General features: G+C 46.5%; 14 protein-coding genes and 1 pseudogene. 1 reads left to right on the top strand and 14 read right to left on the bottom strand.

Translation table 11 applies throughout. The features are described 5' to 3' along the window. Window position 1: 1 nt before the first annotated feature. Window positions 2–976 carry a 50S ribosomal protein L11 methyltransferase gene (gene prmA, locus AC58QO_RS03280; RefSeq protein WP_497263869.1) on the bottom strand — a complete coding sequence of 325 codons (975 nt, stop codon included), beginning with the start codon at window positions 974–976 and terminating at the stop codon, window positions 2–4. 210 nt (window positions 977–1,186) lie between these two features. Here prmA and AC58QO_RS03275 point away from each other — a divergent pair, with 210 nt between their 5' ends. After that, window positions 1,187–1,993 (top strand): glycerophosphodiester phosphodiesterase, encoded by an 807-nt coding sequence (locus AC58QO_RS03275; protein ID WP_497263868.1) that lies wholly within the window; start codon window positions 1,187–1,189, stop codon window positions 1,991–1,993. Between the two features lie 72 nt (window positions 1,994–2,065). Here AC58QO_RS03275 and AC58QO_RS03270 read toward each other — a convergent pair whose 3' ends face one another. The 13 genes and pseudogenes from AC58QO_RS03270 to hemW all read right to left on the bottom strand — a co-directional run bounded on the left by AC58QO_RS03270 (window position 2,066) and on the right by hemW (window position 15,698). Next, window positions 2,066–2,341 carry a hypothetical protein gene (locus tag AC58QO_RS03270; protein WP_497263867.1) on the bottom strand — a complete coding sequence of 92 codons (276 nt, stop codon included), beginning with the start codon at window positions 2,339–2,341 and terminating at the stop codon, window positions 2,066–2,068. After that, a pseudogene (locus tag AC58QO_RS03265) lies at window positions 2,341–2,493 on the bottom strand (YfhD family protein); the annotation flags it as partial. The gene AC58QO_RS03270 and the pseudogene AC58QO_RS03265, both read right to left, overlap by 1 nt. A gap of 91 nt (window positions 2,494–2,584) precedes the next feature. Then, on the bottom strand, window positions 2,585–3,373 hold the full coding sequence (locus AC58QO_RS03260) for a hypothetical protein (RefSeq protein WP_497263866.1): 789 nt from the start codon (window positions 3,371–3,373) through the stop codon (window positions 2,585–2,587). 12 nt (window positions 3,374–3,385) lie between these two features. Then, window positions 3,386–4,588, bottom strand: a complete 1,203-nt coding sequence (locus AC58QO_RS03255; protein WP_497263865.1) for an ABC transporter permease — start codon at window positions 4,586–4,588, stop codon at window positions 3,386–3,388. Next, window positions 4,585–5,262: an ABC transporter ATP-binding protein gene (locus tag AC58QO_RS03250; protein WP_497263864.1), complete on the bottom strand. Its 678-nt coding sequence runs from the start codon at window positions 5,260–5,262 to the stop codon at window positions 4,585–4,587. The genes AC58QO_RS03255 and AC58QO_RS03250 overlap by 4 nt, the downstream gene beginning before the upstream one ends. A gap of 82 nt (window positions 5,263–5,344) precedes the next feature. Further along, window positions 5,345–7,063 carry an alkaline phosphatase gene (locus tag AC58QO_RS03245; RefSeq protein ID WP_497263863.1) on the bottom strand — a complete coding sequence of 573 codons (1,719 nt, stop codon included), beginning with the start codon at window positions 7,061–7,063 and terminating at the stop codon, window positions 5,345–5,347. Window positions 7,064–7,451: 388 nt separating this feature from the next. Continuing rightward, window positions 7,452–8,585 (bottom strand): molecular chaperone DnaJ, encoded by a 1,134-nt coding sequence (dnaJ, locus tag AC58QO_RS03240; protein ID WP_497263862.1) that lies wholly within the window; start codon window positions 8,583–8,585, stop codon window positions 7,452–7,454. A 125-nt stretch (window positions 8,586–8,710) separates the two neighbouring features. After that, window positions 8,711–10,549 carry a molecular chaperone DnaK gene (dnaK, locus tag AC58QO_RS03235; protein ID WP_497263861.1) on the bottom strand — a complete coding sequence of 613 codons (1,839 nt, stop codon included), beginning with the start codon at window positions 10,547–10,549 and terminating at the stop codon, window positions 8,711–8,713. Window positions 10,550–10,619: 70 nt separating this feature from the next. Next, window positions 10,620–11,195 carry a nucleotide exchange factor GrpE gene (grpE, locus tag AC58QO_RS03230; RefSeq protein WP_497263860.1) on the bottom strand — a complete coding sequence of 192 codons (576 nt, stop codon included), beginning with the start codon at window positions 11,193–11,195 and terminating at the stop codon, window positions 10,620–10,622. Between the two features lie 57 nt (window positions 11,196–11,252). Beyond that, window positions 11,253–12,794, bottom strand: a complete 1,542-nt coding sequence (locus AC58QO_RS03225) for a TCP-1/cpn60 chaperonin family protein (protein ID WP_497264378.1) — start codon at window positions 12,792–12,794, stop codon at window positions 11,253–11,255. Then, a complete protein-coding gene (gene hrcA / locus AC58QO_RS03220) occupies window positions 12,791–13,819 on the bottom strand; it encodes a heat-inducible transcriptional repressor HrcA (RefSeq protein ID WP_497263859.1) in 1,029 nt (342 codons plus the stop codon). Before hrcA ends, AC58QO_RS03225 begins: the two co-directional genes overlap by 4 nt. Window positions 13,820–13,928: 109 nt before the next feature. Next, complete coding sequence (locus AC58QO_RS03215; RefSeq protein WP_497263858.1) at window positions 13,929–14,402, bottom strand: N-acetyltransferase; 474 nt, start codon at window positions 14,400–14,402, stop codon at window positions 13,929–13,931. Between the two features lie 144 nt (window positions 14,403–14,546). Further along, window positions 14,547–15,698, bottom strand: a complete 1,152-nt coding sequence (hemW, locus tag AC58QO_RS03210) for a radical SAM family heme chaperone HemW (protein WP_497263857.1) — start codon at window positions 15,696–15,698, stop codon at window positions 14,547–14,549. Between the last annotated feature and the right edge of the window lie 49 nt (window positions 15,699–15,747).

The raw sequence follows: 15,747 nt of genomic DNA, 5'->3' as shown, positions 1-15,747 counted from the left end.
CCTACAGCTTTCTAGCTACGATCACAACCCAATTCGAATCATAGTTTTTCTCTACGATCGTGAATTTAGCTGCAACCAGTGCTTTTTCTACATCCGCTTCTTTGTTCGTAATGATACCTGAAGTTATGTAATAACCGCCTTGCTGCAACACCTCGTACACGTCATCTACAAACATGACAATGACCTCAGCCAAAATGTTCGCTACAACGAGCTGAACCGGGATCGAAACACCTAACCCCGCGTCTCCTTCGGACTCGCTCTCTTTAAGTACGCCAAGAAGATCGCTAAGTTTCACCGTAATTTTATCTTCGAGTTGATTCTGCTTCGTATTATCCAATGCACTCGTAACTGCTACGGGATCTAGATCCACTGCAAGGACATGCTTCGCGCCAAGCTTAGCTGCTGCAATAGAGAGAATACCTGAGCCGGTTCCCACGTCAATCACATCGTCACCAGGTTGCAGTACCTTCTCCAACGTTTTCAAGCAAAGTGAAGTAGTTGCATGTGTACCTGTACCGAATGCCATGCCTGGGTCGAGTTCCAAGATCAATTCGTCTGGGGAAGCCGTATACTCTTCCCAAGTTGGTTTAATCGTCAAGCGATCGGATACGCGAATCGGTTTAAAATACGTTTTCCACGCGTGTGCCCAGTCTTCATCATCAACTTCAACCACTTCATACGTCGGGTTCCCCGTATCAATATCAAATTCTGTCAGTTGTTCAACAGATGCCTTCAAGTTCGCCAATATTGGCTCCATGTCAGTACCATGGTAGAAGTAACCTTTGATCACGGCTCTTCCCTCAGGGATATCGTTAAATGGTGTTTCGTATAATTGACCAAACGACGTATCTCTCTCTTTATTTAAGGTGCCGGATTCCTCGATGGATACACCTCCAGCTCCCAATTCATGAACAAAGTTGGTTATCATTTCAATCGCTTCTTCTGTCGTATGTACAGTTAATTCTTGCCAAAGCATCGGTATTGCTCCTCCTGTCGGTTATTCCCTATGTAAAATGAACCCAGATAGGTCTATTTTCACAAAGAGTATTGTACTACACTTCGCTTCTGGGGTAAAATGGAGCTATCAATGTAAGCGTTTTTTTATTTTTCTTAACACTGTTCTAACACTATGGTGCTACATTGAATAAGTCATCATTATTATCTATCGTAAGAACGGAGACATCTTATGCGCAAAACACTCATGGTTCTTCCTGTTTTCCTTGCAATGGCGCTTATCGCCCCTCTGACAACCAAAACCATGATGGCTGACAATTACAGTCAAGTTACCGCTCATCGTGGAAGCTCAGGGCATACGCCAGAGAATACGCTAGCTGCGATGCAACAAGCTATTACCGATCACGCTGGATATGCAGAGTTAGATGTGCAAGAAACAGCTGATGGCGTCGTCATGCTTATGCATGATGATAATGCATATAGGACGACGGGTATCAATAAAAATATGTGGGAAGTCACCTCCACTGAACTCAAACAAGCAGATGCAGGAAGTTGGTATCATAAAGATTTTAAAGATGAGCATGTCCCAACGCTGGATGAAGTTATTTCACTCGCTAAAGGTCATATGAAGTTGAATATCGAGTTGAAAAATAATGGTCATGTCGTAGAACTTGCCAAAAAAACAGTTGATATCATCCAATCCCATGATTTTGTAAAGGAATGTACCGTGACGTCTTTCGATGCGGAGCTATTGCATAAAGTGAAATCTTTGAACTCCTCCATTAAAACAGGCCTCATTATAGGACAAAACACGGAAGATCTCGATGAGCTCATGAAAAGCTCTGATTATGAAGTTATTTCTGCGGCCTATCCGCTTGTGAATGAATCTTTCATGAGGCAGGCCGAGAATCACCATAAAGAAGTCTATGTTTGGACAGTGAATGACACAAGGATGATGAGACGTATGCTCGCTCTCGGTGTATCCAGCATTATTACGAATTATCCAGATAAGCTTGTCAAATTGATGAGCGTTGAATAAATGTTGTCATGTAAAAAAGCACCTGTTCCATCGACCCGATACTTGAGGTCACTTGGAACAGGTGCTGTTTGTTTATACCGAGCCACCCGCTGTTTCAATCACACGAATGGCCTGTTCATAACATTGCTCGTCGATCACAGCAGCCAACACAATATCGAGTCCAACTGTGTCGACCTCGTGATCTTGACTTACCAGACTATCAGCCATCGCTGAATCTAAGCCGCTGCCGATATCATTATTGAACCGATCAACCTGCACATCCACAGCTCGTAAAGCTTTCAGCTTAGACGCGGCTCCTTCAGCTTGTTCTGGGGAATGAAAATAGGCAAGAATCCCTCTCTCCGCCATTACTGATCTTCCTGGCGGGCATCCGCTGCTTGCGCGCGTTCCGCAGCCTCAAAGTCATCCTTATCCGCTACTTCAGCTGAAAATTCAACATCTTCCTGTTTGGCAACTGGCAAATTGCTTTGAGCCTGATTATTCTTTTTTTGATTCATGTACCCATGCCTCCTATAAACCGTGAATTCTAGTTTGAACGACTAGTTTATCGTTTGCGATTGGACACATTTTTATGCAAAATCAAGCTCCATTTCATTCCTTTATTTTTTCAAACGAAGCATCATATAGACGAAACATCGTTTTGTAGCCCGATTCATCCAACTTAATCCCTACGTCTAGCTTTCCTGTAATCTGCAAGGGACCACTGGTGTATCTTAGCTTCATGGAATCCGGCACGTAAACTATCATGATTTTATTCCAATACGTCTCATCACCATTATCGAATGGACATTCTGCTCCTGGCTGTGGAATTAATAGAAACCAGTGTTTGTCGAAGGAGAGAACTTCTCCCATAAAGCCTTTGATCTGGACGGTCTTCCCGCTCATATCCCAAAACTTATTGGAAGGTGTGTCTTGCTTGTCGTTATCGAAAAACTCAGACCACGTAATTTCATTGGACAATTGGGATTGTTTCGGTTTCGGCGTTGAGATAGGCTCGGTCGGTTTGGCTTCAATCTTTGTATTTGCAGGTTGAACGGGCTCAGAAGGCTTGGGCGAGGCCGACACAGCTTGTTGCTTACCACTATCCACTTGTACCTGTGGGGAAGACATTGGTGAAACTGACGGTCCTGAAGTTGACGACGGAGCAGTCTCTTGAACAGTTGGGCTAGGGCTAGAGCTTGGTACAACAAGTGGAGTTGCGCTAAGTGTCTCCTTAGGGGAGACACTTATGCTCGGAGAATGAGAGGCAACAGCTTCCACATTCGTGCTGATACTTCCGAACGACTGTCCTGATGGTTCGGCCCCCTTTTGACCGCAGCCGGATATGATAACAAGCATGACAAACAAGCTTATCCCTATAATTCTATGATTATTTTTCATCCTAACATCACCTCACGACCGAAATAATTGCAAAGGATCAACTCGGTATGCTTGTATCGCAGGTCCGATGGACGCCGCAACAGCGATTAGCAAAGTGACCACGATTAGCAATGACTCGCCTGGCAAGAAAGATCCCGCCTGTATTTGAAGACCTGTGTTCGCAAAAACCACATCACGGCTAAGATAACCACCAATATGACCGAAGGCTATTCCTACGATTAGGCCAATTAAGGTTAGAATGACACCTTCACCCACCAATGAAGACCAGATAAATGACCTCGATTTCCCGATAAGACGAAGCAGCGCGACATCCCGTTTGCGTTCATGCACCGCTGCAATTAACGATAATAGAATGGATCCCGCCGCAAGCAAGATACAGATCACAGTAACGAACTTCACTCCTTGTGTCCCTTGATCAACGACATTTACAACATCAGCCACTGCTTTACTCGTATAAATAGCCTGCACATTATTGTATTGTGCGAACGTTGTTTTGATCGACTGTGCGCCCATGAGTGATTTCGGTTTAACGAGGATTGCTGTGATATCGTGCGCGCCAGATTGTTCACTTTCATGTACAGCCCACGCATAATCCAAAGTTGTAAATACCGCTCGGTCATCTGACGTGTGTAATGGCGGCAATATACCCACTACCGTATAAGTGAAAGAATGATGCTCTTCCTCCTCATCCTCGTCATCAGTCTCTAAACCATGAATAAGACCATGCGCACCATGAAAAGTGTCGCCCACATGAAGCCCAAGTGAGCTTGCCACATAGGAGCCAACGATGGTCTCCCCAAGCTTTCCGTACAGGTTGCCATGAGCCATTTGTTTAGCAGCGCCATAGCGTGTTAAGAAGTAGCCAGGTTCCATGCCGACAATCGGAAAACCGTTATAATTATCCCCAGTGGTCATGGCGTAGGCCGACTCAACGAATTCATTTTTGCGTACATCAGCTAAAATCGAACTAGGTATATTCCCCGTAGGTGCACCAATATGGTAATAGGTATTCAGAGCAAGCTGCGTAGCACTGCCTTTAGCACCAATGGTCACGTCGAAGGGACCGTAGCCTTTCTCAGCTCCTTGTTCAACACCTTGACTACATAGCAGAAGGAACACAACGAGAGCTGCTGTAACGGCTACTGAGCAGATGGTCACAAGTGACAAGGTTTTGCGATGCCATATTTGACTCCAAAGCAAGGAGATTACTTTCATACGGATACACTCCTAAGTAAATCGTTCAGCTCATGCATGTAGACACGTTTCGGAAACATTTCTGCGATGTGTTGATCATGCGTGACCGTCAGTAATGTCAACTGCTCAGTCTTGCAAATCTCTAGAAGCAGCGACATCATCTCGCTCGCCGTTTCCCAATCCAAGCTGCCTGTCGGTTCATCCGCTAGTAGGAGTGGGGGCTTAGTTATTAAAGCCCGGATAATAGCCGCTCTTTGCTGTTGACCTCGAGATAATTGAGCTGGTAGATGCTGACCGCGATCCTGCAAGCCTACGCGTTCTAACCACTCATCAAGCTTCTCCGCTCGCTCCCGCTTCTTCCATGCGCGCGGCATGACTAATTCGACGTTCTGCCTTACCGTTAGTGAAGATATCAGATGAAAATCCTGAAATATATAACCGATATTATCCGCGCGGAAGCGATCTCGTTTACTTTCAGTGAGAAGATGAACGGGTTGACTGGCCACCCATATCTCTCCTTGATCTGCCGTTAGAACACCGCTTAGCAGATGTAACAGCGTGCTCTTCCCACAACCGCTTGCACCCATTAGAGCTATTCGTTCACCTCGCTGAATCTGCCAATCCGCAACCTGCAGGATAGGCAAGCTTTGTCCATGCAGTTGGAAGGCTTTCGATATTCCCTGCAGTCTAATCATGCGAAATCCCCTCGCTTCCCTACGACTCCAAAAGAAAAGAGGACACGGGGAAGGAGCTCCCCATGTCCGTCTGCTCCTAATCTTAATTTTTTACGATACGCTCATTAAAGGAATCCCATGTAAAGCTTTTTCCAGTCAATTGGTTGAAGGCTTCTAGCGGCAAGTACAACTTACCGTTGTCTACATTGCCAACCCATGTGCTTGCTGCACCATTCACTGTTAAAGCTCCCGTAGTAACAAGAACTGAAATTTTCTGACTATCTTTTGTAAACGTAACTATTTTAGCTGCTTCATCCCATGCTACTTGGATATCTAATGATTCCGCCAAGGATCTCGCTGTGAATAAGGTTTTGTTATCTCGTGTTACTTTAAAGAGCGGATAACTATATTTGTCTTGAAGCTCTTTCGTAGCCGCTGCCAAATCAGCACCAATCACTTTCGCGCCGCTTTTAGCAATATCCGTGTTATCCACATCGCCTTTTACAAGATCAGCAATTGGACCGTATGCCCACACACCAACATCAACACCTGTATGACCATGCCCCGTCCAACCCACTGCAAGACGTTTCGACACGACTGCGTTATAACCGCCGCCACGACCGTAGGAGGATCCATCACCATTCAAAATCAACTGAACTTCTTCATCCGACAAATCCGTGAAGCCAATATTGTCTGCTACAATTTTACGGATATCATCCGCTGTTTGCGCTTTTTTCAAGCTAGCATCAATATACTCATAGGAATGCTTTTGTTTGTTAAACAAATCCACATTTAATTCATAGACATTGTCTCTTGCAAGGGACAAACCGCCTGTCTCATGATCCGCAGAAACAACGACTGAGGTATTTCCATCTTTTTTAGCAAAATCAACTAACGTCTTGAACGTAGCATCAAGCTCCAGCATTTCTTGAATGTTGGCAGGCAGATCGTTGGCGTGACCAGCGTGGTCAATACGGCCTTGCTCAACCAATAAAACGAAGCCATTTTTATTTTGGGCTAAGATTTCCAGTGCTTTTTGCGATAATTGCGGCAAACTCGGAACTGAATCCGTACGGTCAAGCACGTAAGGAATTTCTGCGTCTGCAAAAAGTCCAAGCGCTTTTCCTGCTGTGGCAGGGATAGCATCTAAGCCTTTTTTATCAAAAGCAGTTTGGTACCCTTTCGCTTGGAAATCAGGAATGATGTTTTTGTCAGTACGCTTCCCTTTGTCTTCTTTCGTTGTGAAATTGACCTTTCCACCACCGAAGATGACATCGACGCCACTGTTCAAATATTGCGATGCAATCGCATTCTGGTTGCCGCGTTGGCGAACGTGGGATGCCCATACGGCAGGAGTTGCCCCAGTAATGTTATCTGTTGATACTAGACCTGTTGCTTTGCCTTGCTTCATGGCAGCTTCAATAATGGAAGCGAAGGGCTTAGCTACATCGCCGTTGGATACACTGATCGCATTATTATACGTTTTGTTCCCTGTTGAGAAAGCAGTCGCAGCTGCGGCAGAATCAGTTACTGCGCCTGACTCTGTTGTATAAGGGCTTGGTTGGGAATATGTACTTGCTTTACCTACGTAGTAGCCGCCATCTAGCTCCAAACGATCTTTATTCAGAAATTTCTTAGCGTAATAACGAGCAGCCGTCACTTCAGCTGGCCCCATGCCATCGCCGATAAGAACAATCAAGTTTTTGGAAGGTGGAGCAGCTGGTGTTGGTGAATCTGCAGCGGATACTGTACCTGCTAGACTAAGTGCTACTAAGGAGACTGCCATACCTGAACCCATGATTTGTTTTAACCGTTTTTTCAAATGTTTTCCCTCCAAAAATAGTATTTCACCTTACTAGCATAAGGTTCATAGATTTGGAGAACATCAGTGTCATATAAATGTCTTGTAAATATGGTAGGTTTTGTTAAGGGATGATTAATGGGGACTGACCTATTGCCACTATCCCCTTCGCTCAGGACAGCATGCATCCATTCCTATTCTGAGCTAATGGGATACCGTCTACAATCATGGGCGTTAAAGTCCTCACTTCGCCAGCGAGCCTCATTTTATGGCATCCTTGGGCTTTAGAGTGTATCAAACCAGGTTTTAACAAATAACGTCTTCTATGTCCGTTCAAAACAAAAACACCTCAAACGCGTGAATGCACAGATCAGATCTGTCCTTCACACACTCGAGGTGCCATTGATATCTAGTCGCCTAAGAAGGCTCTTTTCATACGTTCAAAAATAGACTGGCTCTGCTCATGCGTATGCTCGCCGCTTTGCTTGCCGAACTGGCGCAGCAAATCCTTCTGGTCTTCCGACAAGTTGGTCGGTGTCATTACGATGACCTTCACGTGCTGATCGCCTTGGCCGAAGCCCCGAAGATGCGGAACGCCTTTGCCTTTTAGACGGAAATACGTGTCGGTTTGTGTTCCTGCTGGAATCTTCAATTTCACTTTCTCGGTAAGTGTCGGGATTTCAATCTCATCACCTAGCGCTGCTTGCATGAAAGTCAAAGGAACTTCACAGTACACATCGTTGCCTTCACGTTGAAAGAACTCGTGATTTTTCACACGAATAACAACGTATAGGTCGCCAGATGGGCCTCCGCGTGTTCCGCCTTCACCTTCACCTGAAACGCGAAGCTGAGCTCCATCATCTACACCTGCTGGAATCTTAATGTGAATCGTGCGCGTTTTCTTCACTTTACCGGCGCCATGACAGGTTCCGCATTTTTCTTTGATGATTTTACCGGAACCGTTACATGATGTACATACGCGGCGGTTCACAATACGGCCAAACGCTGTATTCTGAACCACTTCCTGTTGTCCGCTGCCGTGACAGCCGCCACATGTCTCAGGCTTCGTTCCTGCCTTAGCACCTGAACCATGACACGTATCACAATTTTCGGTACGCGGAATATTGATATCCGTTTCTTTACCGAAAATAGCTTCTTTGAATTCCACTTGCATCGTGTATTGCAAATCGTTACCGCGTTGCGGAGCATTCGGATTACGACGATTACCACCGCCGCCGCCACCGAAGAACATATCAAAGATATCCCCGAAGCCGCCACCAAAGTCTTGACCGCCGCCAAATCCTTGATTCGGATCTACGTGTCCGAACTGATCGTATTGTGCTTTCTTCTGATCATCGCTAAGAACATCATACGCATCTTTAGCTTCTTTAAACTTATCTTCTGCGTCTGCCGCTTTATTCACGTCAGGGTGATATTGACGTGCCATTTTACGGTAAGCTTTCTTGATCTCATCCTGTGAAGCATCCTTGCCGAGACCTAACACCTCGTAATAATCACGTTTACTCACTTGTTCCACTCCCATGTTCAAGACTACAAACGGAAAGTCAAAGCCACGGAGAAACCTCCCCTTGGCTTTGACTCTTACGTTAATTAATAACAAACAGTGTTTAAAAGAATTCTTTAAACTTCTATTTAGTTAGAATATGATTATTTTTTAGGTTCGTCAACCACTTCGTAGTCAGCGTCAACAACATTTTCTCTGCCTTTTGGAGCTTCGCCAGCGCCAGCATCAGGGCCTTGGCCTTGATCCGCAGAAGCTTGCTCATATAATTTAACAGAAAGTTGTTGAATCACTTCAGTCAATTCTTCTGTTGCTTTTTTGATCGTTTCAAGATCGTTACCCGCTAGAGCAGCTGTAACTTTCTCTTTCGCTGCGTTCGCTTTGTCGATCTCACCTTGGTCAACTTTGTCGCCAAGATCTTTGATCGTTTTGTCAACGGAGTATACCAATTGATCAGCTTCGTTACGAGCTTCTACAAGCTCTTTACGTGCGCGATCTTCTTCAGCATGAGCTTCCGCATCCTTCACCATTTGTTCAACTTCCGCGTCACTCAAGCCGCTGGAGGAAGTGATGGTGATTTTTTGGCTTTTGCCTGTACCTTTATCCAAAGCAGATACGTTAACGATACCGTTCGCATCGATATCGAAGCTAACTTCGATTTGCGGTACGCCGCGTGGAGCTGGAGGAATGTCACCTAGCATGAAACGGCCAAGTGTTTTGTTGCCGCTAGCCATGGAGCGCTCACCTTGAAGCACGTGAATCTCAACGCTAGTTTGGTTATCTGCATAAGTGGAGTACACTTGTGATTTTGTAGTTGGAATTGTTGTGTTGCGGTCGATCATTTTTGTGAATACGCCGCCTGCTGTTTCGATACCCAAGGAAAGTGGTGTTACGTCAAGAAGAACAACGTCTTTCACTTCACCAGTCAAAACACCAGCTTGAACAGCTGCACCAAGTGCAACAACTTCATCCGGGTTAACACCTTTGTGAGGCTCTTTACCGATCAATTTTTTGATCGCTTCTACAACCGCTGGAATACGTGTGGATCCACCAACAAGAACAACTTTGTCGATTTGGCTTGTGGACAAACCGGAATCTTGAAGCGCTTGACGAGTTGGTCCTAGTGTTCTTTCAACAAGTCCAGAAGTAAGCTCATCGAACTTCGCACGTGATATGTTCAACTCCAAATGCTGAGGCACGCCGTCTGCTACCGTGATGAACGGAAGGGAAACTGTCGTTGTCAAAACACCGGAAAGTTCTTTTTTCGCTTTTTCAGCAGCATCTTTCAAACGTTGAACTGCCGCTTTATCTTTGGAAAGATCAATGCCTTGCTCTTTTTTGAACTCAGCAACGAGGTAATCCATCACAACTTGGTCAAAGTCATCTCCGCCCAATTTGTTGTCGCCGCTTGTTGCTTTAACTTCGAAGAAACCATCGCCTAGCTCAAGGATGGATACGTCAAATGTACCGCCACCAAGGTCATAAACGAGAATCGTTTGATCTTCTGTTTTTTCCAAACCGTAAGCAAGTGCTGCTGCAGTTGGCTCATTGACGATACGAAGAACTTCAAGACCAGCAATTTTACCAGCATCTTTCGTAGCTTGACGTTGGCTATCGTTGAAGTAAGCAGGAACCGTGATTACCGCTTGTGTAACCGTTTGGCCAAGGTAAGCTTCTGCGTCCGCTTTTAGCTTTTGCAGGATGATTGCAGAGATCTCTTGTGGCGTGTAGTCTTTGCCATCAATGTTCTCTTTGTGGTTCGTACCAATGTGACGTTTGATGGAGCTGATTGTTTTATCTGGGTTTGTGATTGCTTGACGTTTCGCTGTTTCACCAACAACACGCTCGCCATCTTTTTTGAAACCTACAACGGATGGCGTTGTGCGGTTACCTTCTGGATTTGGAATTACAACGGCTTCTCCGCCTTCCATAACGGCAACGCAAGAATTTGTAGTACCTAAGTCAATACCAATTACTTTACTCATTGTAAAAATGCCTCCTTATGTCCCATAGGAACGTGATTAGATTTATTTAATGTTAAAAAAGATAAGATCACTATACGCTAACTTTCACCATCGCAGGTCGGATGACCTTATCTTTGAGGATGTAACCTTTTTGCAATTCTTCTACAACAATACCTTCTTCATGCTCCTCAGATTCCACTTGCATCACGGCTTGATGGAATTCAGGGTTGAACGGTTGACCAACCGCTTCGATAGGCTTAAGCCCTTCAGCTGTTAAAAGTTGATCGATACCGCGGTATGTCATATCCAAGCCTTTTGCCAATGCGTCGAAATCCTTCGTCTCTTTGCTTGAAGACAGCGCGCGATCAAAGTTATCCACAATCGGTAAAAGCTGCTCAATCAATTTTAGCGAAGCGTATTTCGCGAAATCTTCCTTCTCCGCTCTTGCACGGCGACGGAAGTTGTCGAAGTCCGCTTGAACGCGTAATAAACGCTGATAGTTTTCTTCGGCTTGCACACGCGCCTGTTCCAATTCGCTATTTACTGTAGCTTCCTCGGAAACTTCTACGTTGTCAACAACCTCAGCTTCTACAGTCGTTGCTTCGTTGTCGGCTGCGTATGTAGTGTCAATATCTTGTTCGACTGTTTTGTTATCTCCAGTACTCAATTGTCCTTCACCTCCTAAACATAATACACGACTTATTTGGGTTTAGTTTGCCCATCTTTAGTTCTCTTCAAAAGGCTGCTTCATCTTAATCACTGTATGGATACGCAGTACCGCGGCAGCTACTTCACCAGCCGCTTGCAGCGCGTGAATTTTCACATCTGTCGGATCCATGATCCCCGCCTCCAGGAAATCCGTGATCAGCCCCGTATCACAATCGATTCCTAGGCTGTCCGTATCCTGTGCAAGCTGGGCTGCTTTCAGCTCCTCAACCTTCTCGAGCGGATTGTAGCCTGCGTTCACGACGATTTGTGACAATGGCTTGCGCAGTGCTCCCGCGACAGCGGTCACACCAAAGCCCTCCATGCCCTTCATCGTCTCGCGCACACGCTCCAGATCGTACGCGACGGCCATCTCCGCTGCGCCGCCGCCGGGCAAGTACCCGCCGCGCACGGCGGCTTGAACGGCTGACGCAGCATCCTTCGCGATGCGCGAGCGCTCATGCGCCGCTTCGCGCGTCGCGGCGCCAACAATCACGGTCACGTGCTGCTCACCGTGACCCTGCGCTACGCGCACGCGCTCTAGCCGCTCGTCATACGCGGCATAGCCTGCGTGGCCGAGCGCAGCGCTCAGCTCCGGCGCGCTCTTGCGCAGCGCCGTGCGCCGCACCGGCCTAGCGCCGGTGTGCTCACTCAGCAGCTGCAGGTCCCTGCGGGACAGCCGCTGCAGCACGAGGATGCCATGGTCGGAGCAGAATTGCTCCGCCTCAGGGTCCACCCCGCGGTCTGATGCAATCAGACCGACGCCAAGTTCCAGCAGCGAGCCTAGGCTGCTGCGGAAGTGCTCCCGGAGCTGCATGTAGCGCTGGAAGCCTGCCTCGGTGACCAGCGATTCCTCGCTGACTGCCTCAGGCTCTAGGGCATCATGCAGCACGAGGATACGAGCATCACGGCGTTCATGCCCCGGATGCAGGTTCATCGGCTTCTGATTCAGCAGAATGCCGGTCCAGACCTCGCTGCTCGCTTCTTCATGCGCGAGCACGCTGTCTGCGAAGCGATAGCCTTCTTCGCGCAGCTTCTCTTCGCCAACGGCTTCAGCCGCTTTGATGATAAGCTTAGCAATGTCGGTCTGTTCTCTTCCAGCCGTATAGGCTATCCGATGCAGTGCTCGATCCGCTAGACTCACAATCGCACGACTGCGGCTCTGTAAGCTCGCTACAGCTAATTCAATACCTTGCAGCATACCTGTAACAACCTTCGCAACAGGAACGCCTCGCGTGACCTGTGCGACGCCTTCCTGCACCATTGCACCGGCAAGAACAGTCGCCGTCGTTGTCCCATCGCCAATCTGGCGTTGTTGACTGCGTGCGACTTGAATCATCAGCCTGGCAGCAGGATGGGTAACATCCATCTTTTCCAATATGGTAACACCATCATTAGTAATAATGACATCGCCTTGGCCGCCGACCAGCATCGTATCTAGACCTTTAGGACCTAGTGTTCCTTCGACGGCTGAACAGATCGCTCTCACAGCCGCCGCATTATTTACTAATGTAGAATAGCGTTCTTCACCTTCACCGTGCATAGGTTTGACTCCTGTCATTTGCCATACCAACGTCCTAGGACCAATTCCATATGCTTCGATAGATGCTCCATCAAACCGATAACTCTACCGTATTCCATTCGGGTAGGTCCCAAAATACCTATTGTACCAAGCGGCGTACCGCCAATGGAATAGGAGGCTGTAATTAAACTGCAGTTCGATATCGCTTCAATACTATTTTCAGCACCGATTTTAATCTCAATGCCCTCATTGGAAGGTGTAAATAACTTGATTAGGGTTGGCGCTTCTTCCAGCAGATCAAAAATGCTCTTCACTTTCTCCACATCCTTGAACTCAGGCTGTGTGAGCATATTGGTCATCCCGCTAAGGAAAACACGGTCTTTCTCATCACTTTGAAGTACACTTTCCACCATACCAAGAAGCTCTTGATACCCATTTACATATCGGCTTAATTCATTCGAAATTTCATTATAAAGCTTCGATTTAAACTGAACCAATGGCACATTCTTAAGCCTTGTATTTAGAATATTGACGACCTTCTCGATTTCCGACATCGGAATCCCTTCAGGTATCGTCACTGTTTTATTTTCAACATGGCCCGTATTCATGACAAGGATCGCAACAGCAGTTGTATCCGAGATCGGGATGATTTGAATATGCTTCAAAGTCGTACTAAAAACCTCAGGACCGAGCACAATAGACGTGTAATTCGTAAGACTGGACAGCATGCCCGCCACGTGCTGAATGACACCTTCCATCTCTTGAATGCGTTCTGCGAAAGCCCCCTTCATGGAGTCCAAATCATGACTGTGCAAGGAGCCGTGCTTCAACAAATGATCGACATAATAGCGATAACCTTTGTGTGAAGGAATACGACCTGCGGACGTATGAGGTTGCTCAAGATAGCCCATTTCTTCGAGATCAGACATTTCATTACGTATCGTTGCTGGACTAAACCCAACATTCCCACGCTTCGAAATACTTCGCGAACCAATTGGCTCCGCTGAACGAACGTAATCATCAATGATTGCACTTAAAATCATGCGTTGGCGCTCTGTCAACATGAGTACCCCTCCTCCTCACTTCTCACTATTTGCCACTTCGTTAGCACTCGTATTTAGTGAGTGCTAAATCCTAATACAAAAATAACAGACCCTAAGGTCTGTTGTCAAGTCAATCCAAACGTTTAAGTACGGCGATTTCGTCGCAGCAATACTGTTTTTTGCAATGCATGCAGTCTCTCCAAACCTTCTCCGGAAAAATCTCCTTCGGAACGAGTGTAAAGCCGTTTTTTTGGAAGAATGCAACCTCATAAGTAAGTGCCATAACTTTAATAATGCCTTGGGTTCTTGCCTCTTCCACTAAGAAATTTACAAGCTTGCCGCCGATTCCTTGACCCTTAAAGCCTGGCGTCATCCCCAGTGAGCGAATCTCAACAAGATCTGGACCCAACCTCGTCAATGAACCGCAGCCTATCAATAAGCCGTCAAATTCAGCGACAACAAAGGTATCAATTTGTTCAACTAGCATTTCCCTGCTCCGCGGCAGCATAATGCCTTGCTTAGCATACCCCTGTATAATTTCATAAAGCTTCTCGATATCATCCACCGAAGCTTTTCTTACGGACACCGTAGTTGATGTATTCACGCTTATCCCACCCACCAATCGCAAAAAATGCATAAAAGCCACGCTAGCGCCCTGCGACTTTCCGCTGTTTCGCTTGTGGATTCATGTATAAATATACAACAATACGTATAAATGCACAAGCGTTTTTTGCTCAAAGGTTCCGTCTTATGTCAGGAAAGAAGCGAACACTTCATTACCGAGCAGAATGCCATGTTTGGACAAACGATAGCCTTCATTTGTTTGTTCTAGCAATCCTTTTGTCAACCATCCTTGAAGTGTAGAACCGAATTGGGATTCAATCGTGATTCCAAATTGATCCGCGAAATCTTTGTTGCGCACACCCTCCAGCAGCCGTAACCCAACCATCATGAAATCTTCCATCGCTTCTTGCGGCGTCACTTCGAATTGCTCCATGATCGGTAATCCAAGCTTCGTGGCGTCAATGTAAGGTTGGATCCCCTTCACATTCACATGGCGCTGTCCATTCATATAACCGTGTGCCCCAGCACCTAGTCCATAGTAGGAGCGATTGCGCCAATACATCGTGTTGTGTCGGCTCTCTCGGCCCGGCTTGGCAAAGTTACTAATTTCATATTGCTTATAACCTGCTCCCTCCAGCCTTCGCATGATGAGCTCATACATATCGACTTCCTCATCTTCACTCGGGAGCGGCAATTGATTCTTATTAAATAAGGTATGGAATAACGTGTTTTCTTCCACTTTCAAGCTATAAATCGAGTAATGCTGTAAATCAAGGGAGAGCGCTTCATCTAAGGTAGCCTGCATAATGTCCACCGTTTGCTTCGGAAGTCCGAACATCAGGTCGATTGATAAATTATCGAAGCCCAGCTTCTTCGCGTTGGCGATGCTTCTGTGTACATCATCTGTATTGTGAATACGGCCGATCGTCGCAAGGATGTCATTGTTAAAAGATTGCACACCAAAGCTGATGCGATTCACGCCGCCGGCTTTCATCACAGCAAGCTTATCTTCGTCCGTTGTTCCCGGATTCGCTTCCATCGAAAACTCGACTTCCGCGCTGTCAGCTGGGAAATAAGTCCGCACAATGCGCAGGAAACGTTCCATTTGATCAGGAAGCAGCACAGTTGGCGTACCCCCGCCGACGAAAATCGTCTCCACCTTCTGAGGTGGATGGGTACGTACTGTGAGCTCCATTTCGCGCTCAAGCGCATCTAGATATTCCATGACAGGCTGGCCTTTGAGAACGTACGAATTGAAATCGCAATAATGGCATTTATTCGTGCAAAAAGGGATATGAATGTACACCGCTGTAGGCGTTGTATGGGTTACTAACATAAGGGTATTCCTTTCTAGCTTGCTTATTGAGAAAAAGCCAAGGGACAGC

The organism is Paenibacillus sp. J31R30, assembly GCF_059692115.1.
Note: the sequence above shows the minus strand (reverse complement) of the source record. Positions and strands in the feature narration are given on the sequence as shown.

Coding starts and splice junctions, on each gene's coding strand:
- prmA (WP_497263869.1), bottom strand. CDS start 976: ATGCTTTGGCAAGAATTAACTGTACATACGACAGAAGAAGCGATTGAA.
- AC58QO_RS03275 (WP_497263868.1), top strand. CDS start 1,187: ATGCGCAAAACACTCATGGTTCTTCCTGTTTTCCTTGCAATGGCGCTT.
- AC58QO_RS03270 (WP_497263867.1), bottom strand. CDS start 2,341: ATGGCGGAGAGAGGGATTCTTGCCTATTTTCATTCCCCAGAACAAGCT.
- AC58QO_RS03260 (WP_497263866.1), bottom strand. CDS start 3,373: ATGAAAAATAATCATAGAATTATAGGGATAAGCTTGTTTGTCATGCTT.
- AC58QO_RS03255 (WP_497263865.1), bottom strand. CDS start 4,588: ATGAAAGTAATCTCCTTGCTTTGGAGTCAAATATGGCATCGCAAAACC.
- AC58QO_RS03250 (WP_497263864.1), bottom strand. CDS start 5,262: ATGATTAGACTGCAGGGAATATCGAAAGCCTTCCAACTGCATGGACAA.
- dnaJ (WP_497263862.1), bottom strand. CDS start 8,585: ATGGGAGTGGAACAAGTGAGTAAACGTGATTATTACGAGGTGTTAGGT.
- dnaK (WP_497263861.1), bottom strand. CDS start 10,549: ATGAGTAAAGTAATTGGTATTGACTTAGGTACTACAAATTCTTGCGTT.
- AC58QO_RS03225 (WP_497264378.1), bottom strand. CDS start 12,794: ATGACAGGAGTCAAACCTATGCACGGTGAAGGTGAAGAACGCTATTCT.
- hrcA (WP_497263859.1), bottom strand. CDS start 13,819: ATGTTGACAGAGCGCCAACGCATGATTTTAAGTGCAATCATTGATGAT.
- hemW (WP_497263857.1), bottom strand. CDS start 15,698: ATGTTAGTAACCCATACAACGCCTACAGCGGTGTACATTCATATCCCT.